19 protein-coding genes and 1 tRNA gene are annotated in these 21,923 nt (G+C 68.1%); 17 read left to right on the top strand and 3 right to left on the bottom strand.

The window, feature by feature from the left end; genetic code table 11:
- The first annotated feature begins 40 nt into the window (after positions 1 to 40).
- From LUX31_RS30135 to LUX31_RS30105, 7 genes are all read left to right on the top strand, one after another.
- A complete protein-coding gene (locus tag LUX31_RS30135) occupies positions 41 to 1,102 on the top strand; it encodes an ABC transporter substrate-binding protein (RefSeq protein ID WP_235478453.1) in 1,062 nt (353 codons plus the stop codon).
- Positions 1,103 to 1,237: 135 nt separating this feature from the next.
- A complete protein-coding gene (locus LUX31_RS30130; RefSeq protein ID WP_235478452.1) occupies positions 1,238 to 2,107 on the top strand; it encodes a siderophore-interacting protein in 870 nt (289 codons plus the stop codon).
- A gap of 150 nt (positions 2,108 to 2,257) precedes the next feature.
- On the top strand, positions 2,258 to 3,712 hold the full coding sequence (gene desA / locus LUX31_RS30125) for a lysine decarboxylase DesA (protein ID WP_235478451.1): 1,455 nt from the start codon (positions 2,258 to 2,260) through the stop codon (positions 3,710 to 3,712).
- Positions 3,713 to 3,722: 10 nt separating this feature from the next.
- The gene (locus LUX31_RS30120) at positions 3,723 to 5,003 is read left to right on the top strand and encodes a lysine N(6)-hydroxylase/L-ornithine N(5)-oxygenase family protein (protein WP_235478450.1); all 1,281 of its coding nucleotides are present in this window, start codon (positions 3,723 to 3,725) and stop codon (positions 5,001 to 5,003) included.
- Complete coding sequence (locus tag LUX31_RS30115) at positions 5,000 to 5,578, top strand: GNAT family N-acetyltransferase (RefSeq protein WP_235478449.1); 579 nt, start codon at positions 5,000 to 5,002, stop codon at positions 5,576 to 5,578. Before LUX31_RS30120 ends, LUX31_RS30115 begins: the two co-directional genes overlap by 4 nt.
- The gene (locus tag LUX31_RS30110) at positions 5,575 to 7,344 is read left to right on the top strand and encodes an IucA/IucC family protein (protein WP_235478448.1); all 1,770 of its coding nucleotides are present in this window, start codon (positions 5,575 to 5,577) and stop codon (positions 7,342 to 7,344) included. Before LUX31_RS30115 ends, LUX31_RS30110 begins: the two co-directional genes overlap by 4 nt.
- A gap of 115 nt (positions 7,345 to 7,459) precedes the next feature.
- Positions 7,460 to 8,344, top strand: coding sequence for a DUF4429 domain-containing protein (locus tag LUX31_RS30105; protein ID WP_235478447.1), 885 nt, complete (start codon positions 7,460 to 7,462; stop codon positions 8,342 to 8,344).
- 89 nt (positions 8,345 to 8,433) lie between these two features.
- Here LUX31_RS30105 and LUX31_RS30100 read toward each other — a convergent pair whose 3' ends face one another.
- Entirely contained in the window at positions 8,434 to 10,005 is a 1,572-nt protein-coding gene (locus tag LUX31_RS30100) for a purple acid phosphatase family protein (protein WP_235480110.1), read from the bottom strand.
- Between the two features lie 164 nt (positions 10,006 to 10,169).
- Here LUX31_RS30100 and LUX31_RS30095 point away from each other — a divergent pair, with 164 nt between their 5' ends.
- Together LUX31_RS30095 and glmS are read left to right on the top strand one after the other, a co-directional pair.
- A complete protein-coding gene (locus LUX31_RS30095) occupies positions 10,170 to 10,427 on the top strand; it encodes a hypothetical protein (RefSeq protein WP_235478446.1) in 258 nt (85 codons plus the stop codon).
- Positions 10,428 to 10,444: 17 nt separating this feature from the next.
- A complete protein-coding gene (gene glmS / locus LUX31_RS30090) occupies positions 10,445 to 12,262 on the top strand; it encodes a glutamine--fructose-6-phosphate transaminase (isomerizing) (protein ID WP_235478445.1) in 1,818 nt (605 codons plus the stop codon).
- A 359-nt stretch (positions 12,263 to 12,621) separates the two neighbouring features.
- On the opposite strand, the gene LUX31_RS30085 is transcribed toward glmS, so the two are convergent.
- A complete protein-coding gene (locus LUX31_RS30085; RefSeq protein WP_235478444.1) occupies positions 12,622 to 13,149 on the bottom strand; it encodes a universal stress protein in 528 nt (175 codons plus the stop codon).
- A gap of 371 nt (positions 13,150 to 13,520) precedes the next feature.
- Between LUX31_RS30085 and LUX31_RS30080 the strand changes: the two genes are divergently transcribed.
- The 5 genes from LUX31_RS30080 to LUX31_RS30060 all read left to right on the top strand — a co-directional run bounded on the left by LUX31_RS30080 (position 13,521) and on the right by LUX31_RS30060 (position 17,066).
- The gene (locus tag LUX31_RS30080; protein WP_235478443.1) at positions 13,521 to 13,817 is read left to right on the top strand and encodes a hypothetical protein; all 297 of its coding nucleotides are present in this window, start codon (positions 13,521 to 13,523) and stop codon (positions 13,815 to 13,817) included.
- A 377-nt stretch (positions 13,818 to 14,194) separates the two neighbouring features.
- Positions 14,195 to 15,472 (top strand): helix-turn-helix domain-containing protein, encoded by a 1,278-nt coding sequence (locus LUX31_RS30075; RefSeq protein WP_235478442.1) that lies wholly within the window; start codon positions 14,195 to 14,197, stop codon positions 15,470 to 15,472.
- A gap of 333 nt (positions 15,473 to 15,805) precedes the next feature.
- Positions 15,806 to 16,411 (top strand): oligoribonuclease, encoded by a 606-nt coding sequence (gene orn, locus LUX31_RS30070; protein WP_235478441.1) that lies wholly within the window; start codon positions 15,806 to 15,808, stop codon positions 16,409 to 16,411.
- Between the two features lie 142 nt (positions 16,412 to 16,553).
- Positions 16,554 to 16,626 (top strand) — tRNA-His (locus tag LUX31_RS30065).
- 47 nt (positions 16,627 to 16,673) lie between these two features.
- Positions 16,674 to 17,066, top strand: a complete 393-nt coding sequence (locus LUX31_RS30060) for a GNAT family N-acetyltransferase (protein ID WP_235478440.1) — start codon at positions 16,674 to 16,676, stop codon at positions 17,064 to 17,066.
- A 30-nt stretch (positions 17,067 to 17,096) separates the two neighbouring features.
- On the opposite strand, the gene LUX31_RS30055 is transcribed toward LUX31_RS30060, so the two are convergent.
- Positions 17,097 to 18,152, bottom strand: a complete 1,056-nt coding sequence (locus LUX31_RS30055) for a LacI family DNA-binding transcriptional regulator (protein ID WP_235478439.1) — start codon at positions 18,150 to 18,152, stop codon at positions 17,097 to 17,099.
- Between the two features lie 451 nt (positions 18,153 to 18,603).
- On the opposite strand from LUX31_RS30055, the gene LUX31_RS30050 reads away from it, so the two are divergent.
- Genes LUX31_RS30050 through LUX31_RS30040 form a run of 3 tightly spaced genes read left to right on the top strand, consistent with a single transcriptional unit; the run spans position 18,604 to position 21,862 of the window.
- The gene (locus LUX31_RS30050; RefSeq protein ID WP_235478438.1) at positions 18,604 to 19,929 is read left to right on the top strand and encodes an ABC transporter substrate-binding protein; all 1,326 of its coding nucleotides are present in this window, start codon (positions 18,604 to 18,606) and stop codon (positions 19,927 to 19,929) included.
- 5 nt (positions 19,930 to 19,934) lie between these two features.
- Positions 19,935 to 20,942 carry a carbohydrate ABC transporter permease gene (locus tag LUX31_RS30045; protein ID WP_235478437.1) on the top strand — a complete coding sequence of 336 codons (1,008 nt, stop codon included), beginning with the start codon at positions 19,935 to 19,937 and terminating at the stop codon, positions 20,940 to 20,942.
- 11 nt (positions 20,943 to 20,953) lie between these two features.
- Positions 20,954 to 21,862: a carbohydrate ABC transporter permease gene (locus LUX31_RS30040; RefSeq protein ID WP_235478436.1), complete on the top strand. Its 909-nt coding sequence runs from the start codon at positions 20,954 to 20,956 to the stop codon at positions 21,860 to 21,862.
- Positions 21,863 to 21,923: the final 61 nt, after the last annotated feature.

Here is a 21,923-nt window from a genome sequence, read left to right as displayed (position 1 = left end):
TCCGGCGGGCCAAACCGCCCTGTTCGAAAGCAGCCATCTCATGTCCAACGCCCGTGCCACCCACTTCTCCCGCCGCGGCATGCTCGCCGCAGGCGGCGCCCTCGGCCTCGGAGCCGTCCTCGCCGCCTGTGGGGACGACGACGCGAAAAGCGGTGGCTCGGACGCGGACGCGTCGAAGGCCGCCGCGACTCCCGCCGCCGGTCCGTGGACGTTCAAGGACGACCGCGGCACGACCGCCAAGGCCGACAAGGTGCCCTCCAGCATCGTCGCCTTCATCGGTGTCGCCGCCGCGCTCCACGACTACGGCGTCGACGTCAAGGGCGTGTTCGGCCCGACCACGACCAAGGACGGCAAGGCCGACGTCCAGGCCGGCGACCTGGACGTCACCAAGGTGACCGTCCTCGGCAACGAGTGGGGCCAGTTCAACATCGAGAAGTACGCGGCCCTGGCCCCGGACCTCCTCGTCACCACGATGTTCGACAACGCGGGCACCCTCTGGTACGTCCCGGAGGAGTCCAAGGAGAAGATCCTCGGCGTCGGCGCGCCGACCGTCGGCATCTCCGTGTACGACATCCAGCTGGACCAGCCGCTGCAGCGCATGCTGGAACTGGCCAAGACCCTCGGCGCGGACACCGCCTCCGCCAAGGTGACCGCCGCGAAGAAGGCCTTCGAGGACGCCGCCGCCCGGCTGCGCGCGGCCACCAAGGCCAAGCCGAACATCAAGGTGCTGGCCGGTTCCGCCGCGCAGGACATCTTCTACGTCTCCGGCTCCAACCTCTCCACCGACCTGGAGTACTTCAAGGCCCTCGGCGTGAACTTCGTCGAGCCCGCCGCCGATGTCCTCAAGGCGAGCGGTGGCTGGTACGAGAACCTGAGCTGGGAGAACGTCGACAAGTACGAGGCCGACATCATCATGATGGACAACCGGACGTCGGCGATTCAGCCCGCCGACATCACCGAGGCCACGTGGAAGCAGTTGCCTGCGGTGAAGGCGGATCAGGTGATCGCTCGTAATCCCGAGCCGATTCTGTCTTACGACAAGTGCACGCCGCTTCTCACCAGCCTTGCGGAGGCTATCGAGAACGCGAAGAAGGTCAGTTAGCAGCGGGCGCCGGTACTCGCGCCGTGAGTGAGTTAGGTCGTGGGGAACTGCGGGCCCGTCGTGGCTGGTCGCGCAGTTCCCCGCGCCCCTTTGGGGCGCGTCATCGCGTCCCCTGACATCACATCAGGAGTCCGAATGACCACCACCGTCACCGCCCCCTTCCGGTTCTTCGCCCTCCAAGTCGTTCGCACCGTGCGGCTCGGGCCCTCTCTCGTTCGCGTCACCTTCGGCGGGGACGATCTGGCTTCCTTCCTCTCGGAGGGGCGCGACCAGAGCCTCTCCCTCTTCCTTCCGCACCCGGGGCAGGACGCCCCCGCCGTGCCCGTCGAGTTGGGGGACGGATGGTGGCAGGGGTGGCGTGAACTGCCGGACGACGTACGGGCGGTGATGCGCTCGTACACACTCCGCGCGCTGCGTGCCGATGCCCAGGGGCGTACGACGGAGATCGACATCGACTTCGTGCTGCACGGCGTCGAACCGGGCGCCGCCGTCCCCGCCGGGCCGGCCTCCCTCTGGGCCTCCCGGGCCGGCGCCGGTGACCGCGTCCTGCTGCTCGGGCCGGCGATCGCCGACAACCGCGCTATCCGGTTCCGGCCGCCGACCGGGACCGATCTCGTCGTCATCTGGGCCGACGAGACCGCCGTACCGGCCGCCTCCGCGATCCTCGAATCGCTGCCCGCCGGTACCCGGGCGCAGGTCTGGCTGGAGGCCGGGCACGCCGGGGACATCCAGGATCTGGTGACGGCCGCCGACGCCGAGATCACCTGGCTCGTGCGCGGTACGGGCGGAGGCACAGGTGCGCCCACGGCCCTGGAGGCGATCCGAGGCGCCCAACTCCCCTCCGCCGAGCGGCCGTACGTCTGGATCGCGGGCGAGTCGTCCGTCGTGAAGGAGCTGCGCCGACATCTCGTGCGCGAGCGTGGCATCGACCGTCGGGCCGTCACCTTCGTCGGTTACTGGCGGCGCGGGCTCAGCGAGGAGCAGCTGCGCGAGCAGTCCGAATGACGGCAGAGGCCTAGATCACAGCTGTTACGGGTGGGGCAGGACCACACAGGAGTTACAACTTAGGTTAGGCTAACCTAAGTTCCACACGTTGGAGCTGTTCGACATGGCGATCCTGCACCCGCCCTCTCTGTCCCCCCGGAGGCTCCCCCGATGCGCTCGCACCTGCTCAATGACACGACCGCGGAGCGGTACCGCCGCTCCGTGACCGAAGGAGTCGAGCGGGTGGCGGCCAAACTCGCCACCACGGACCGTCCGTTCACCGGCGTCACGGTCGACGCCCTCGCCCCCCACATCGACCGGATCGACCTGGACCGACCCCTTCTCGACGAGGCCGCAGCCCTCGACGAGCTCGAAGAGGTCTATCTGCGCGACGCGATCTACTTCCACCACCCGCGCTACCTCGCCCACCTCAACTGCCCGGTCGTCATACCGGCGGTGCTCGGCGAGGCGATCCTCTCCGCCGTCAACTCCTCCCTGGACACCTGGGACCAGTCGGCCGGCGGCACCCTCATCGAGCGCAAACTGATCGACTGGACGAACGAGCGCATCGGCCTCGGCCCCGCCGCCGACGGCATCTTCACCAGCGGCGGCAGCCAGTCCAACCTCCAGGCGCTGCTGCTCGCCCGCGAGGAGGCGAAGAGCGACTCCTTCGCCAAACTGCGCATCTTCGCCTCGGACGTCAGCCACTTCAGCGTGAAGAAGTCCGCGAAACTGCTCGGTCTGAGCCCCGACTCGGTCGTCTCCATCCCCGTCGACCACGACAAGCGGATGCAGACCGTCGCCCTCGCCCACGAGCTGGAGCGCTGCAAGCGCGCGGGGCTCGTCCCCATGGCCGTCGTCGCCACCGCCGGTACGACCGACTTCGGCTCCATCGACCCGCTGCCCGAGATCGCCGAACTCTGCTCCCAGTACGGGACTTGGATGCACGTCGACGCCGCGTACGGCTGTGGACTGCTCGCCTCGGTCAAGCGCCGCGACCTCCTCACCGGCATCGAGCGCGCCGACTCGGTCACCGTCGACTACCACAAGTCCTTCTTCCAGCCGGTGAGTTCGAGCGCCCTGCTGGTCCGCGACTCGGCCACGCTCCGCCACGCCACCTACCACGCGGAGTACCTCAACCCGCGCCGCATGGTGCAGGAGCGCATCCCCAACCAGGTCGACAAGTCCCTCCAGACGACCCGCCGCTTCGACGCCCTCAAGCTGTGGATGACCCTCCGTGTGATGGGCGCCGACGGCATCGGCCAGCTCTTCGACGAGGTCTGCGACCTGGCCCAGGAGGGCTGGGAGATCCTGGCCTCCGACCCGCGCTACGACGTCGTCGTCGAGCCCTCCCTCTCCACCCTCGTCTTCCGCTACATCCCCGCCGCCGTCACCGACCCCTCGGAGATCGACCGCGCCAACCTGTACGCCCGCAAGGCCCTGTTCGCCTCCGGTGCGGCCGTGGTCGCGGGGACGAAGGTCGGCGGTCGCCACTACCTCAAGTTCACCCTGCTCAACCCCGAGACCACGACGGACGACATCACCGCCGTACTCGATCTGATCGCCGGCCATGCCGAGCAGTACCTGGGAGAATCCGTTGACCGCGTCGCTTCCGTCGCTTCCTGAAGCCGAAGCAATGAACAAGACCTACGACTTCATCGGGATCGGTCTCGGCCCCTTCAACCTCGGCCTCGCCTGCCTCACCGAGCCCATCGACGAACTCGACGGCCTCTTCCTGGAGTCGAAGCCCGACTTCGAGTGGCACTCGGGGATGTTCCTCGAAGGCGCCCATCTCCAGACGCCGTTCATGTCGGACCTCGTCACCCTCGCCGACCCGACCTCCCCGTACTCCTTCCTCAACTACCTGAAGGAATCGGGCCGGTTGTACTCGTTCTACATCCGCGAGAACTTCTACCCCCTGCGCGTCGAGTACGACGACTACTGCCGCTGGGCAGCCAACAAACTCCGCAGCGTCCGCTTCAACACCACGGTCGCCGAGGTGACTTACCAGGACGAGGACGAGCTGTACGTCGTCCGTACCGTCGGCGGTGAGCTCTACCGGGCCCGCAAACTCGTCCTCGGCACCGGCACTCCCCCGTACATCCCGGACGCCTGCGCCGGCCTGGACGGCGACTTCATCCACAACTCCCAGTACATGCAGAACAAGCGGGAGTTGCAGGCCAAGGAGTCGATCACGCTCGTCGGCAGTGGTCAGTCCGCCGCCGAGATCTACTACGACCTCCTCAGCGAGATCGACGTCCACGGCTACCGGCTCAACTGGGTGACGCGCTCGCCGCGGTTCTTCCCGCTCGAATACACCAAGCTGACGCTGGAGATGACCTCCCCGGAGTACATCGACTACTTCCGCGCGCTGCCCGAGCGGACCCGTTACCGGCTCACCCAGGACCAGAAGGGCCTGTTCAAGGGCATCGACGGCGAGCTGATCAACGAGATCTTCGACCTGCTCTACCAGAAGAACCTCGGCGGCCCGGTCCCCACCCGGCTTCTCACCAACTCCGCGCTCAACAGCGTGAGTTACGAGAACGGATGCGAGGGAGGAAGCGGGACGTACACGCTCGGTCTGCGTCAGGAGGAGCAGGAGAAGGAGTACACCCTGGACACCCAGGGCCTGATCCTGGCCACCGGCTACAAGTACGCCGAGCCGGAGTTCCTGAAGCCGGTGCGCGACCGGCTGCGCTACGACACCCAGGGCAACTTCGACATCGGCCGCAACTACGCGATCGACACGACCGGACGCGGGGTCTTCCTCCAGAACGCCGGTGTCCACACCCACTCGATCACCTCGCCCGACCTGGGCATGGGCGCGTACCGCAACAGCTTCATCATCGGCGAGCTGCTCGGCAGCGAGTACTACCCGGTCGAGAAGACCATCGCCTTCCAGGAGTTCGCCGTATGACCTCCATATCCTCCACGACCTCCGTGACCTCAATGAATCTCTCCCTCCGGCCGCTCGACCCCCTCAAGGACGCCGAGCTGCTGCACACCTGGGTCACGCATCCCAAGGCGGCCTTCTGGATGATGCAGGACGCCAAACTGGAGGACGTCGAGCGTGCCTACATGGAGGTCGCCGCCGACGAGCACCACCACGCTCTCCTCGGCCTCCAGGACGGCGTACCCGCCTTCCTGATGGAGAAGTACGACCCCGCCCACCGCGAACTGGTCGGTCTGTACGAGCCGCAGCCCGGCGATGTCGGCATGCACTTCCTGGTGCCGGCGACCGAGACGCCCGTGCACGGCTTCACCCGGGCCGTCATCACCGCCGTGATGGACGAGCTGTTTGCCGACCCGCGCACCCGCCGGGTCGTCGTCGAGCCCGACGTGACCAACAAGGCCGTCCACGCGCTGAACGAGGCCGTCGGCTTCGTCGCCGAACGCGAGATCCAGAAGCCGGAGAAAAAAGCCCTCTTGAGCTTCTGTACCCGCCCGCAATACCTGGCCGCACGAGCGGCTTCCCGAGGAGTAGCGATATGACCCTGTCCGACGCCGTGGCGCACCTGTCCCCCGAGCGCTGGGCACAGGCCAACCGCCTCCTGATCCGCAAAGCCCTCGCCGAGTTCGCCCATGAGCGGCTGATCACGCCCGAGCCGGACGGGGCCGGCTACGCCGTACTCGGCGACGACGGCCTGACCCGCTACCGCTTCACCGCCGTACGTCACGCCCTCGACCACTGGCAGGTCGACGCCGACTCCATCACCCGGCACCGCGACGGGGCCGAACTCCCGCTCTCCGCCCTGGACTTCTTCATCGAGCTGAAGAAATCACTCGGCCTGAGCGACGAGGTCCTCCCGGTCTATCTGGAGGAGATCTCCTCCACCCTCTCCGGCACCTGCTACAAACTCACCAAGCCGCAGATCCCCGTCGCCGAACTCGTCAAAAGCGACTTCCAGGCGATCGAGACGGGGATGACCGAGGGCCACCCCTGCTTCGTCGCCAACAACGGGCGGCTCGGCTTCGGCGTGCACGAGTACCTCTCGTACGCACCCGAGACCGCGAGCCCGGTCCGGCTGGTCTGGCTGGCCGCGCACCGCTCGCGCGCCGCGTTCACGGCGGGCGTCGGTATCGAGTACGAGGCCTTCCTGCGCGAGGAGTTGGGGCAGGAGACGGTCGTCCGCTTCCGTACGAAACTGTCCGACCAGGGCCTCGACCCCACCGAGTACCTGTTCATCCCGGTGCACCCCTGGCAGTGGTGGAACAAGCTCACCGTCACCTTCGCCGCCGAGGTCGCCCAGAAGAGCCTGGTCTGCCTGGGCGAGGGCGACGACGAGTATCTCGCCCAGCAGTCCATCCGGACCTTCTTCAACAAGTCCAACCCCGAGAAGCACTACGTCAAAACGGCTCTCTCGGTCCTCAACATGGGCTTCATGCGCGGACTTTCGGCCGCGTACATGGAGGCGACCCCGGCCATCAACGACTGGCTGGCCCAACTCATCGACAACGACCCGGTGTTGAAGTCGACGGGCCTGTCGATCATCCGCGAGCGCGCGGCCGTCGGCTACCGCCACCTGGAGTACGAGGCCGCCACCGACCGCTACTCCCCGTACCGCAAAATGCTGGCCGCGCTGTGGCGCGAGAGCCCGGTGTCGTCCCTCGACGAGGGCGAATCGCTGGCGACGATGGCCTCCCTCGTCCATGTCGACCACGAGGGGCGCTCCTTCGCCTCCGCGCTCATCGAGCAGTCGGGCCTGAGCCCGAAGGAGTGGCTGCGCGGCTATCTGCGCGCCTACTTCACCCCGCTCCTGCACAGCTTCTACGCCTACGACCTCGTCTACATGCCGCACGGCGAGAACGTCATCCTCGTCCTCAAGGACGGCACCGTGCAGCGCGCGATCTACAAGGACATCGCCGAGGAGATCGCCGTCATGGACCCGGACGCGGTACTGCCGCCGACGGTCGAGCGGCTGCGCGTGGACGTCCCGGAGGAGAAGAAGCTCCTGTCCATCTTCACGGACGTCTTCGACTGCTTCTTCCGCTTCCTGGCCGCGAACCTCGCCACCGAAGGGGTCCTGGAGGAGGACGACTTCTGGCGGACGGTCGCCGACACGGTCCGCGACTACCAGGAGGCCACCCCCGAACTCGCCGACAAGTTCAAGCAGTACGACATGTTCGCGCCCGAGTTCTCGCTGTCCTGCCTCAACCGCCTCCAACTCCGCAACAACAAGCAGATGGTGGACCTCGCGGACCCGGCCGGCGCGCTCCAGCTCGTCGGCAACCTGAAGAACCCCATCGCGGGCCTGTAGCGGTAGCGACACCGCGACACCCGCCCCCATACAGACGGGCACCTCGGAGTACGGTCCTCCGAGGTGCCCGTCGTCGTACGTATCGCGGAGCAATCCCAGTGGAACAATTGCCGTCATGGCGGAAATCATCCAGAAGGACGGCACGTGGGTCTTCGACGGCGACGCCCTCCGGCTCACCCCTGGACGTGACAAGAACGTCAGCCTGCTCCGCAAGACCCTGGGCGAACTCGCCGTCCCCCTCCACTCGTTGGCCGGTGTCTCCTTCGAACAGGGCAGAAAGTCGGGGCGGTTGAGGCTCCGGCTGCGCGACGGCGCCGACCCACTGCTCCAGGCGACCGGCGGCAAGCTGGCGGAGCCCAACGACCCGTATCTGCTGAACGTCGAGTCCGACCGGTACGGCGTCGCCGAGTACTTCGTGGACGAGGTCCGCAACGCGCTGCTGCTCGACGAGGTGCCCTCCGGCGCCGTCGACCGCTATCTGCTGCCCGGACCCGCCGTACCGCTGTCCGTGTCGGCCGGGGACGGCACCGCGGCCTTCGACGGTGAGCACGTCCGGCTGGAGTGGAACTGGAAGACGGAGGACGCGAAGGCCGCCGCCGGCCCCCGTTCCCTCACCGTCGCCGACATCGTGGCCGTGGAGTGGCATCCGGCGGTGGGCCTGGAGAACGGCTATCTGCGCTTCAGCGTACGACACGCGCCGACCAAGGCCCCGCCGAAGTACGACCCCAACTCCGTCGAGCTGTGGGGGTTCAAGAAGGACCCGCTGATGGCACTGGTCGCGGCGGCCGTCCAGGCCCGGCTGCCGCATCCGACGGCGCCCGCAACGGACGTACCGCCGAAGGAACTTGCCGCGCCACCGTCCGACAACACACCACCCGCCGAACACGACCACGACGCCCAGCTGCGCCGCCTGCGCGAACTCGGTGAGCTGCACCAGACGGGCGTACTCACGGACGAGGAGTTCGCCCTCGCCAAACAGGCGGTCCTCAGGCGCATGTAGCAACTCGCGCCGGAGAACCGCCTGTTGGACCAGCCATTCACTACTCACTGCTCACTCGTACGCCCTGCCTTCGGGGCATACGCGCACGCTCAGCGTACGCGGCGGGCGACCGTGAAGCGGTCGACCTCCTCGCCCGTCTCCGCGATACCGCGCACCGTCAGTGTGGCGAGGCGGCCCCGGGAGGCCGGGGTGACGTCGACGCGCAGGAACGAGTAGTCGAGGTAGCGCACGCGCGACCAGGTGACCGTCTCGTTGACCTTGCCGTCCTTGGTGTTGATGAAGGAGGCGACCGAGTCGACCTCGTTCTCGTGGCCCTCGTAGGACTGCGGGGCGGTGAACGCGTACAGGCTGCGGCCCGCCGCGCCCGCCGTCACGTAGACGACACCGTCGGTCTCCGGGTACGAAGTCCCGCCGATCGGGAGCTTCTTGGTGACCTTGCCCGCCTTGATGACGTCGGTGCGCTCGTACTGGTGGTTGTGGCCGTTGATGACCAGGTCGACCGTGTACTTCTCGAACAGCGGCACCCACTCCTGGCGCACGCCCCCCTCCGAGGCGTGCGCGGTGGAGGTGCAGTAGGCGCAGTGGTGGAAGAAGATCACGACGAAGTCGACGTCCTTCGAGGCACGGAACTTCTTGAGCTGCCCCTCCAGCCATGTGGTCTGCGTACCGCCGGAGATCCCCAGGTTGGCCGGGATCTCGAAGGAGATGTCGTTGGCGTCCAGCGAGATGACCGCCGTGTTGCCGTAGACGAAGGAGTACACGCCCGGGAGGTTCTCGGGGTCCGGGCCGTTGTCGGGGAGGTTCCAGCGGGCGTCCTCGCCGCCGTAGCCGTTGGGCGAGTACCAGGCCTCCATGTCGTGGTTGCCGTAGGCCGGCATCCACGGCACGGACTTGGCGACCGACTCGGTCTGCGCGAGGAACTGGTCCCACACGCGCGAGTCGAACCCGGTGTCGGCGGTCTTGCCCGCGCCGGACGGGTCGGCGTACGCGATGTCACCCGCGTGCAGGTGGAAGGCCGGGTTCTGGCCGAGCAGCAGGCTGTTGTTGGCGAGGCCGTGGTAGCCGACGCCCTCGTCGCCGAAGGCCGTGAAGGTGAACGGCTCCTTGTGCGCGGGCGCGGTGGTGAAGGTGCCGAGCGTGCCCAGCAGGTGTGCCTCGGCCGGGTCGAAGCCCGCGTGGCCGACGCCGTAGTAGTACGTCCTGCCCGGGCGCAGGTGGCTCAGCTTGGCGTGCAGGTAGTACTGGGTGTGGTCGCCGCTGGCGCCGACACCCGCCGGGGTGTACAGCGTCCGCACCTCGGCCTCGATCTTGCGGGAGAGGTCCCAAGGAGTGGCGCCGATCCGGATGAAGGGCTTCTTCACCGCGACCGGGACCTGCCAGGAGACGGTGATCTCCGTACGGGGGTCGTTGCCCCAGGCGAGGTGACGGCCGAAGGGGGCGACGAGCGCGCCGTCGACCTTCTCGGTCTGCTGGTACGTCTGGGTCGATGCGGTGGTCCGCGTCGCGGCCTGGGCCGCGCCCGGCACGAACGCACCGCCTGCGACGGCGCCCACGGTGACGGCGCCGCTTCTGATCATCGTGCGCCGCGAGAACTTGGCGCGAAGGTACTCGTGCTGCTCGGCCATGCTCATGCGCGCGGCGAGCTGCTCCGGTACGCCCATACGAGGAGTGTCCATGGCTGAAAAAGGTGCTCTGGGCAGCCATCGATACGCAGGACACAGGATGAACAGGCCCCGAACAGGGTCCCATAAGAGTTTCAACAGACCGTTGCCCGAAATCGGGCAGGATTCTTGCGATTGCCAGCGCTTTACCTCAGGATCGTCGGGTGCACGACGAACTCGTTGATCATCTGATGCGTACCACACCCCTCTCACGGGGTGAGTCGCTACGGGTGATTCAGGACGTTCTCGCCTACTTCGACGAGACGACCGAGGATTATGTCCGTCGCCGCCACCGCGAACTCCAGGGCCAGGGCCTGGTGAACGCGACGATCTTCGACCGGATCGAGGCGGACCTGAAATACCGCGCGGTGGCACCACCGGAGCTGACGCTCCGCCAGCTGCGCCGCATCGTCTACGGCTAGGGACCAGGTACCTATATATGTGCGGAATTGTCGGATACATCGGCAGGCGTGACGTGGCGCCGCTGCTCCTCGAAGGCCTTCAGCGCCTGGAGTACCGCGGCTACGACTCGGCGGGCATCGTCGTGACCTCGCCGAAGGCGGCGGGCCTGAAGATGGTCAAGGCCAAGGGCCGGGTCCGGGACCTGGAGGCCAAGGTCCCCAAGCGCTTCGCCGGCACCACCGGCATCGCCCACACCCGCTGGGCCACGCACGGCGCCCCCTCCGACCACAACGCGCACCCGCACATGTCGGCCGACAACAAGGTCGCCGTCGTCCACAACGGGATCATCGACAACGCCTCCGACCTGCGCAAGAAGCTCGAAGCGGACGGCGTCGAGTTCCTCTCGGAGACGGACACCGAGGTCCTCACCCACCTCATCGCCCGCTCCCAGGCGGAGACCCTGGAGGAGAAGGTCCGCCAGGCCCTCCGGATCGTCGAGGGCACGTACGGCATCGCCGTCATGCACGCCGACTTCAGCGACCGGATCGTCGTCGCCCGCAACGGCTCGCCGGTCGTCCTGGGCATCGGTGAGAAGGAGATGTTCGTCGCCTCGGACATCGCCGCGCTGGTCACCCACACGCGGCAGATAGTGACGTTGGACGACGGCGAGATGGCCACCCTCAAGGCCGACGACTTCCGCACGTACACGACCGAGGGCACCAGCACCACGGCCGAGCCGACGACCGTGGAGTGGGAGGCCGCCTCGTACGACATGGGCGGCCACGACACCTACATGCACAAGGAGATCCACGAGCAGGCCGACGCCGTGGACCGCGTCCTGCGCGGCCGGATCGACGACCGCTTCTCCACCGTCCACCTCGGCGGCCTGAACCTGGACGCCCGCGAGGCGCGCCAGATCCGCCGCGTGAAGATCCTCGGCTGCGGCACCTCGTACCACGCGGGCATGATCGGCGCCCAGATGATCGAGGAGCTGGCCCGCATCCCCGCCGACGCCGAGCCGGCCTCCGAATTCCGGTACCGCAACGCGGTCGTGGATCCCGACACCCTGTACGTCGCCGTCTCCCAGTCCGGCGAGACGTACGACGTGCTGGCCGCCGTACAGGAGTTGAAGCGCAAGGGCGCGCGGGTGCTGGGCATCGTGAACGTGGTCGGTTCGGCGATCGCCCGCGAGGCGGACGGCGGCATGTACGTGCACGCGGGCCCCGAGGTCTGCGTCGTCTCGACGAAGTGCTTCACGAACACGACGGTCGCCTTCGCCCTGTTGGCCCTCCACCTCGGCCGCACCCGCGACCTCTCGGTCCGCGACGGCAAGCGGATCATCGAGGGCCTGCGCAAACTGCCCGCGCAGATCTCCGAGATCCTCGACCAGGAGGACGAGATCAAGAAGCTGGCCGAACAGTACGCCGAGGCCCGCTCGATGCTCTTCATCGGCCGCGTACGGGGCTATCCGGTGGCCCGCGAAGCCTCCCTGAAGCTCAAGGAGGTCTCGTACATCCACGCCGAGGCCTACCCCGCCTCGGAGTTGAAGCACGGCCCGCTGGCCCTCATCGAGCCCGCTCTCCCCACGGTCGCGATCGTCCCGAACGACGACCTCCTGGAGAAGAACCGCGCCGCCCTGGAGGAGATCAAGGCCCGCAGCGGTCCCATCCTCGCGGTGGCCCACCAGCACCAGGAAAAGGCCGACCAGACGATCGTCGTCCCGAAGAACGAGGACGAGTTGGACCCCATCCTGATGGGCATCCCCCTCCAACTCCTGGCGTACCACACGGCCTTGGCCCTCGGCCGAGACATCGACAAGCCGAGGAACCTCGCGAAGTCGGTAACGGTGGAGTAAGACGCCTGTTTTTGGCTGCGGGCCGCGCGGGGAGCTCGTTTCCAGGGGCGCGAGGAACCTGCTTTTAGGGGCGCGGGGAACTGCGCGAGCAACCCCCACCGGCCGGCAGAGGCCAACGAACAAGAAACGAACCCCCCGTGTTGCCACCAACCACGGGGGGTTCGCCATATAGCCGGGGGCCGCCCAAACCCCCAGCCTGCGCAGCAAACCGGTGGCCGTCACACCCCGGCCGCAGCACGTCCTGGAAGGACCAGCTCGCACGGTGACCGGTATATGCCCTTCACAAGCGCACGAACACATCTACGCACGAGTAGATTTGCCCATCTCACCTGGGAGAACGTGGAGTTACGGACAGGGGGTCACGGGATGACGACGACCGGGCGCTGGGCCCGCTTGGCCAACCGCCCCGCCACCGACCCGAAGATGCGGCCGACGATGCCGTGGGTCGAGCCGACGACGATCGCGTCGGCCTCGTACTCCCGCCCCACCTCTTCGAGTTCGTGGCAGATGTCGCCGCCGCGCTCGACCAGGATCCAGGGCACTTCGGCCAGATAGTCCGCGCAGGCCAGTTCGAGCCCGAGGACCTCGGTCCGGTGGTCCGGGACGTCGACGAAGACGGGTGGCTCGCAGCCGGCCCACACCGTGGTGGGCAGCCGGTTGGCGACATGCACGATGATCAGGCCCGAACCGGAGCGGTGGGCCATACCGATGGAGTACGCGAGGGCGCGCTCACTCGACGTCGAGCCGTCGAAACCGACGACGACACCGTGCTTGAACGCGGGGTCGCAGGACTGACGTGATTCTTCCGCCGCCAAGGGCTCGGCCGCCGTGGGGTCGGCGACGGGGCGCTTGCGGTCCGCGGGATCCAGGAATTCGTGACCGGCCATGGGTATCTCGGCGTTTTGATCCTCGTGATGGGACGACGTGATATGGGACGACAGAGTGCGGCGGAGCTGTGTCCGGGAATCATCTTCCCAACCCCATACCCCCAAGGGTACGGCGGCACGCCTCCTTAGCCCATAGCCCGCACAGGCCCCGGTCGGGGTTCCAGGGAGCATGCACGAGGGGGTGCCCGCAACGCAATGGTTGCTGCCCCGTACAGGCTGTTTCCACAGGGTTCGCGTACATCTCGCCTACGTCGATCACGTCCGCACACGTCTTCCGGACACGATCGACCAGTGACCTACTGCTGACCGACCAGTGACTGACCGCTCGAACAAGCGTTGAACCCGGTGACCCACCGTCACAGGGAGCAGTCATGACCTCACCGACGCAGGAATCCGCGAGCGACCTCGTCCGCTGGGCCGCCTTCAGCTGCGTCCTGGTCCCCGTGGTGCTCGTCCTCTACGGCACCTCGCTGGGCGGCGCGGCCGGTACGGCGCTGGGGCTGGCGGCCGTGACAGGGGTGTGCCGGGTGCTGCTGCGGCAGTCCGAGCGCTGTGCGGCCCGGACGCCGGCGGAGGAGAGCGCCGCGCATCGGGGGCGGCACAGCCGAACCCATTCGGGTACCCCGCGCGGCGGCCGCCACTCCGGCGGAACTACACCGGTCGACTGACCTGTTTTCGCGCACGCGCCCGATGCTTTTCAGCCAACTTCCGGCCACCGTACATCCCTTGGCCGAACAACCCCCAAACCCCTGTTCCACCTGCACTGAAAGGGTCCAGACGGGCCCGCGCACCCTACGCGGATTGGCCACTACGACGAGGCGCACTTCCCTGCACGGCCCACGAGTGCAACGCTTCGTGATCGAATGCTTTACGCCAAGTTGCCAAGTCGACAATCTGCCGGGTACCGAACTGGTCACCTCGGCATCATGCGACACAGTAGATTCGATCTTGACTGTCTACGGCGGGGGACTCGTGCAGGACCGAGGGGAAACGTGCAGGAGCGACACAACCGAGGAGCCGCGACCACCGAGGGGGGCTTAGCAGTATGAGCCACGACTCCACTGCCGCGCCGGAAGCCGCGGCCCGGAAACTTTCCGGGCGACGCCGCAAGGAGATCGTCGCGGTGCTGCTGTTCAGCGGCGGCCCCATCTTCGAGAGTTCCATACCACTTTCGGTGTTCGGGATCGACCGCCAGGATGCCGGAGTGCCGCGCTACCGACTGCTGGTGTGCGCCGGAGAAGAGGGCCCGCTGCGGACGACCGGCGGGCTTGAACTGACCGCGCCGAACGGCCTGGAGGCGATCGCACGAGCAGGCACGGTCGTCGTGCCCGCCTGGCGTTCGATCACCGCGCCGCCACCGGAGGAGGCGCTCGACGCACTGCGCCGGGCGCACGAAGAGGGTGCGCGGATCGTGGGCCTGTGCACAGGCGCGTTCGTCCTCGCGGCGGCGGGCCTGCTGGACGGCCGCCCGGCGACGACACACTGGATGTACGCGCCGACGCTGGCGAAGCGCTACCCGTCCGTGCACGTCGATCCACGGGAACTCTTCGTGGACGACGGCGACGTGCTGACGAGCGCCGGCACGGCGGCGGGCATCGACCTGTGCCTGCACATCGTGCGGACGGACCACGGCAACGAGGCGGCCGGCGCACTGGCCCGCCGACTGGTGGTCCCCCCGCGCCGATCGGGCGGCCAGGAGCGCTACCTCGATCGGTCTTTACCAGAGGAGATCGGCGCCGACCCGCTCGCCGAGGTCGTCGCCTGGGCGCTGGAGCACCTCCACGAACAGTTCGACGTGGAGACGCTGGCGGCGCGGGCGTACATGAGCCGTCGTACGTTCGACCGCCGGTTCCGCTCGCTCACGGGCAGCGCGCCGCTGCAGTGGCTGATCACGCAACGCGTGCTCCAGGCGCAGCGCCTGCTGGAGACGTCGGACTACTCGGTGGACGAGGTCGCGGGCCGCTGCGGCTTCCGTTCGCCGGTGGCTCTGCGCGGGCACTTCCGCCGCCAGCTGGGCTCGTCCCCGGCCGCGTACCGCGCGGCGTACCGGGCGCGCAGGCCGCAGGGTGAGCGGGTGCAGGATCCGGACGGTGCGGTGGGTGGCCCCGGCGGCGGCATGGGTACGCCGACCACGGCCGGCCAGGGACACGGGCACGGCCCGGGTCACGGCCACGACCGCGTCCCGCACTCGGAGAGCCCGGTCCCGATCCAGGCACGGCGTACGGCGGCTGCGGCCAGCGCGGTCGGCCTGTCGGCGGAGCATGCGCGGGATCCGTATGTCGGAAGCCGGGCGAGTCTGCCGGGGCAGCGGAGTGGTGCGTAAGGGTGCGTGACGTGTGAATGTGGGGTGGGCCGGGGTTATCTACCCCGGCCCTTCTCGCCCCCGCCGCCCTTACCCGTTCCCATCCCTGGGGGCTGCGCCCCCAGACCCCCCTTTGTCGCGCTGAACGCGCTCGTCCTCAAACGCCGGACGGGCTGGATGGTGCCGGCCGGCGCTTGGGTATTCAGCCCGTCCGGCGTTTGAGGACGAGGCCGTTCAGCCCGATGCGGGGGTCTGGGGGCGCAGCCCCCAGGGATGGGACGGGTAGGGGCGGCGGGGGCGAACCCCTTGCCCCGCGGGGTTCACCCCGCGTCACCTCCCCGTAAGGTGAGACGCATGAACGATCGCATGGTGTGGATCGACTGCGAGATGACCGGTCTCTCGTTGTCCGACGACGCGCTCATCGAGGTGGCCGCACTGGTCACCGACTCCGAGCTGAACGTACTCGGCGAGGGGGTGGACATCGTCATCCGTCCGCCCGACTCGGCGCTGGAGACGATGCCGGAGGTGGTGCGCCAGATGCACACCGCGTCCGGACTCCTCGACGAGCTGGCCGGCGGCACGACGCTGGCGGACGCCGAGGCACAGGTCCTGGCGTATATCCGCGAGCACGTCAAGGAGCCGGGCAAGGCCCCGCTGTGCGGCAACTCGGTCGGCACGGACCGCGGCTTCCTGCTCCGCGACATGAGCACCCTGGAGGCCTACCTCCACTACCGGATCGTGGACGTCAGTTCGGTGAAGGAGCTGGCCCGGCGCTGGTACCCGAGGGCGTACTTCAACAGCCCGCCCAAGAACGGCAACCACCGCGCCCTCGCCGACATCCGCGAGTCGATCGTCGAGCTGCGCTACTACCGCGAGGCGATCTTCGTACCGCAGCCCGGCCCGGACTCGGACACGGCCCGCACGATCGCGGCCAAGCACGCGCTGCCGGCGGCGCAGTAACCCGTACGACAGCCTCCGCAACAGCCCGTACGACAGCCCTTGCCGCAGCCCCGGGAAAGCCGGGCGCGAGCACCCCTTCTGACCCTGTACACTTTTTCTCGGCCGGTCAGGAAGACCACTCGGAACTCCTCACCCGGTCATGGTGGGTGTAGCTCAGCTGGTAGAGCACCTGGTTGTGGTCCAGGATGCCGCGGGTTCAAGTCCCGTCACTCACCCTGAATTGATCAAGGGCTGACCTGTGAAAACAGGTCAGCCCTTGGTCATGTCCAGCCCCTTGGGAACGTCATGGGAACACCGACCCTCCGCACCGCCCGCCTGGACCTGCTCCCCCTCGCCGTCGCGCACGCCGAGGAGATGGCGGCTGCGCGCGGACGGCTGCCTCACGGGCACCGTCCAGGTCACGGTCACCGAGGACCGGGGGGTCGCGGAGATCGCCTGGGTCGTGGGCACGCCCTGGCAGGGGCGCGGGCTCGCCTCGGAGGCGGCGCGGGAGCTGGTGACCTGGCTGGGGCGACGATCGCCGACCGTCCGTACGGTCGTCGCGCACATCCACCCCGGCCATCACGCGTCGGCGGCGGGCCTGTTCCCGACAGAGGAAGAACAGGACGGCGAGATCAGATGGCGGCTGTCACTGCCCGCCGCCAAGCGTCCGTGAACTCCCGTACGCTCCCTGCCCGTCGGCCCCTCAGGACGACGTACGGGTCATCAGCTCCGTAGGAAGCACGACCCGGCGGCGTTCCAGTACCCGGGATGCCGTCGGGCGGCGGTCCGCGACCTCCTCCAGGAGGAGGTCGATCATCGCCCGGCCCATTTCCACGATCGGCTGGCGGACGCTCGTCAGGGGCGGGTCCATGTGGCGGGCTATGGCCGAGTCGTCGTAGCCGACCAGGGCCACGTCGTCGGGTATACGGCGGCCCTGTTCGCGCAGGACCTGGCGGGCGCCGGCCGCTGTCACGTCCGAGCCCGCGAAGACCGCGTCCAGGTCGGGGCAGCGGGCCAGGAGGCTGGTCATCGCGCGGCGGCCGCCCTCCTCCGTGAAGTCGCCCGGTTCGATCAGGGCCTCGTCGACCTGGTGGCCCGCGGCCTCCAGGGCCTCGCGGTAGCCGTCGACGCGGCGCTGGGCGCCGTACACGTCCAGACGGCCCGTGATGTGGGCTATCTTGCGGCGGCCTCGGGAGAGGAGGTGTTCGACTGCCTGGCGGCCGCCTCCGTAGTTGTCCGAGTCCACTGAAGTGAGGGTTTCCGCTGCCGACCTCGGGCCGCTGATCACCGCCGGGATCTCCAGCTGGGCCAGCAGGTCCGGGAGCGGGTCGTCCGCGTGGACCGAGACCAGGAGCACGCCGTCCACGCGGTGGGCGGCCAGGTACTGGGCCAGGCGCTGACGCTCCCTGTCGCTGCCCGCGAAGATCAGCAGGAGTTGCATCTCCGTGTCCGAGATCGCGCCCCCGACGCCACGCAGCATGTCCGAGAAGTACGGCTCCGCGAAGAAACGCGTTTCCGGCTCGGGCACCACCAGCGCGATCGCGTCCGTACGGTTCGCCGCGAGGGCGCGGGCCGCCGTGTTCGGGACGTAGCCGAGTTCCGCGACCGCCGCCTCGACCGCCGCGCGGGTCGCGTCACTGACCCTCGGTGAGCCGTTGATCACCCGGGAGACCGTGCCACGGCCCACTCCGGCGCGCGCGGCGACCTCTTCCAGGGTCGGCCGGCCACCGCTGCGGCCCCGCGCTCCGTGGCTTGCCATCTGGCTCCGCCCTTCCCCTGTCATCGCCCTGGCCTGGAATCTAACAGTCCTGCCTGGGGGCGCCTGTCACCACCGGGGAGGTCCGACCGCCCCGGCGGCAGAGCGGCGACAGGAGTCGCCGAACCGCCCTCCGTACCGGCCCGGCCCGGTTCCCGCGCCGACTGCCGTGATGGCCGATCTTCACCGGTCCGCGTCCCCTCCGCACCGGTCCGCCGAGTTAGTTAACAGGCCGATAACCGAAGACAGCTCCTCCCGTCATCGCCCTTGACACCCCCGCCCGGACCGACGAACCTTCAACACATCACCGATGGGAGCGCTCCCACGGTACCTGACACATACACATCCCGCACGTTCCCCGCCCGAGCCGCAGCGACGCGATTCAAGACGAACTAACGGGCCCAACAATGCAGTTGGCCGGGGGGTCGGCACGTCAGGGCAACAGGAGGACGCAATGCGAGCACGTACCCGATCCGCCCGCAACAGGGCGGTCGTCCTCGCGGCCGTAGCATCGCTGGGCGCCGGGCTGCTGGCCGGCTGTGCCGACGACGGCGGCGACGACACCGGCGGTTCGTCGTCGGAAGGTGGCGGCGGCGGCAAGACCAAGATCACCCTCGGGCTCTTCGGCACCGCCGGCTTCGAGGAGTCCAGTCTGTACAAGGAGTACGAGAAGCTCCACCCGGACATCGACATCCAGCAGACGGTCGTAGAGCGCAACGAGAACTACTACCCCGCGCTGATCAACCACCTCACCACCGGCAGCGGTCTGCAGGACATCCAGATGATCGAGGTCGGCAACATCGCCGAGATCGTCAAGACCCAGTCGGACAAGCTGCTCGACCTGTCGACGTACGGCAAGAAGAGCGACTACCTGGAGTGGAAGTGGGCGCAGGCCACCACCAGCGGCGGCCAGACGATCGCGGTCGGCACCGACATCGGACCGATGGCCATCTGCTACCGCACGGACCTGTTCAAGGCGGCCGGGCTGCCGACCGACCGCGAGGAGGTCGGCAAGCTGTGGGCGGGCAGCTGGGACAAGTTCGTGGACGTCGGCAAGCAGTACAAGGCCAAGGCGCCCAAGGACACCACCTTCCTGGACTCCCCCGGCGGTCTGCTCCAGTCGATCCTGAGCAGTGAGAAGGACCGGTTCTACAACGAGGCCGGCGATGTCATCTACAAGACGAACCCGGCCGTGAAGTCTGCCTTCGACCTCACCGCGCAGGCCGCCGAGGACGGACTCATCGGCAACCAGACCCAGTTCCAGCCCGCCTGGGACACCACCATCGCCAACAGCAAGTTCGCCGCGATGTCCTGCCCGCCGTGGATGCTCGGCTACATCAAGGGCAAGTCGCAGCCCGACGCGGCCGGCAAGTGGGACATCGCCCAGGCCCCCAAGTCCGGCAACTGGGGCGGCTCGTTCCTGAGCGTGCCCAAGTCCGGCAAGAACACCGAGGAGGCGGCGAAGCTGGCCGCCTGGCTGACCGCACCCGCGCAGCAGGCCAAGCTGTTCGGCGTCCAGGGCAGCTTCCCGAGCACCCCGGCGGCGTACGAGTCGACCGAGGTGAAGGACGCGGTCAACGACATGACCGGTGACGCACCGATCGGCACGATCTTCGCCGAGGCCGCGGAGAACATCCCGGTCCAGACGATCGGCCCGAAGGACCAGATCATCCAGCAGGGCCTGACCGACAACGGCGTCATCCTGGTCACCCAGGGCAAGTCCGCCAAGGAAGCCTGGGACACGGCCACCAAGACCATCGACAACAACCTGGACCAGTGACCCGTATGACCACTGGGCACGACACCGCCGCCGCGCCCCCCGCCACGGAGGGGGGCGCGGCCCCGGCCCGCCCGCCCGCGGAGCCCGCGGCCGAGCGCCGCCGGGCCCGGCTGTCCCGCCGCTGGCAGCGGGACATGCGCTGGAGCCCGTACGCGTTCGTCTCGCCGTTCTTCCTGCTGTTCCTCGCGTTCGGCCTGTTCCCGCTGATCTACACCGGCTGGGCCTCGCTGCACACGGTGGAACTGACCGCGCCGACCGACATGTCGTGGGTGGGGCTGCGCAACTACACGCGGATCTTCGACGACGACTTCTTCTGGAACGCGGCGAAGAACACGCTGACCATCGGGATCATCTCGACGGTCCCGCAGCTGATGATGGCGATGGGCCTCGCGCACATCCTCAACTACAAGTTGCGTGCTTCAACCTTCTACCGGGTCGCGATGCTCGCCCCGTACGCGACGTCGATCGCCGCCGCCTCGCTCGTCTTCGTGCTGCTCTTCGGCCGTGACTACGGGATGATCAACTGGGCGCTGAACCTGGTCGGCATCGACAACATCGACTGGCAGAACGACAAGTGGCCCTCCCAGATCGCGGTCTCGACGATCGTCATCTGGCGCTGGACCGGCTACAACGCGCTGATCTACCTGGCGGCGATGCAGGCGATCCCGCAGGACCTGTACGAGTCGGCGGCGCTCGACGGGGCCAACCGCTGGCAGCAGTTCTTCCACGTCACGCTGCCGTCGCTGCGGCCGACGATCCTGTTCACGGTGGTCGTCTCGACCATCGGCGCCTCCCAACTCTTCGGCGAGCCCCTGCTGTTCGACGCGAACAAGGGCGCGTCCGGCGGCTCCCAGCATCAGTTCCAGACCCTCGGCCTGTATCTGTACGAGCAGGGCTGGGTCAACCAGCACCTCGGCCGGGCCTCCGCCATCGCCTGGACGATGTTCCTGATCCTCATCGTCATCGGGATCGTCAACTACGTCATCTCGCGCCGGCTGCGCGCCAGCAGTTAGGAGAACCGGCCGTGACGACGACACTGACACCACCCTCCGAGACACCGGAGCAGAAGAAGCCGACGCGAGTACGGCGCCCCAAGGCCGCGCGCGCCGGCGGCACCATGCACGCCGGGCCGATCGCGTACGTCATCCTCGCCCTGTTCACCATCGGCTCGCTGTTCCCGCTGGTGTGGACGGCCATCGCCGCCTCGCGCGACAACCAGCGGCTCGCGCAGACCCCGCCGCCGTTCTGGTTCGGCTCGGGTCTGTTCGACAAGCTCGAACTGGCCTGGACGGACGCCAACTTGGGCGAGGCGTTCATCAACACCACGTTCGTGGCGGGCGTTTCGGCGATCACCATCGTCGTCCTGTCGACGATCGCCGGGTTCGCCTTCGCCAAGCTGCGCTTCAAGGGCCGCCAGGCCATGATGCTGATCGTCATCGGCACGATGATGGTGCCGCCGCAGCTGAGCGTGATCCCGCTGTACATGATGGTCGCCAAGCTCGACTGGTCCGACCAGCTCCAGGCGGTGATCCTGCCGTCCCTGGTCAGCGCGTTCGGGGTGTTCTTCATGCGGCAGTACCTGCTCCAGGCGCTGCCGGACGAGATCATCGAGGCGGCGCGGGTGGACGGCGCGAGCAGTTGGCGCGTGATCTGGCACGTGGTCTTCCCGGCGGCGCGGCCCGCGATGGCCGTCCTCGGGATGCTGATGTTCGTGCAGACGTGGAACGACTTCCTGTGGCCGTTCCTGGTCCTGACCCAGAACGGCAACCCGACGGTGCAGGTCGCGGTCGCGGGACTGGGCCGCGGGTACACCCCCGACCAGTCCCTGATCATGGCGGGCGCGCTGCTCGGCACGCTGCCGCTGCTGATCGTCTTCGCGATCTTCGGCAAGCAGATCGTGGGCGGGATCATGCAGGGCGCGGTGAAGGGCTGACCCACGCATCGACTGTCGTACGGGAACTTCTGACTGTCGTACGGGAACTTTCTGGGGGCCG

It is taken from the genome of Streptomyces sp. GQFP (genome assembly GCF_021545335.1).
Lineage (GTDB): Bacteria > Actinomycetota > Actinomycetes > Streptomycetales > Streptomycetaceae > Streptomyces.
Note: the sequence above shows the minus strand (reverse complement) of the source record. Positions and strands in the feature narration are given on the sequence as shown.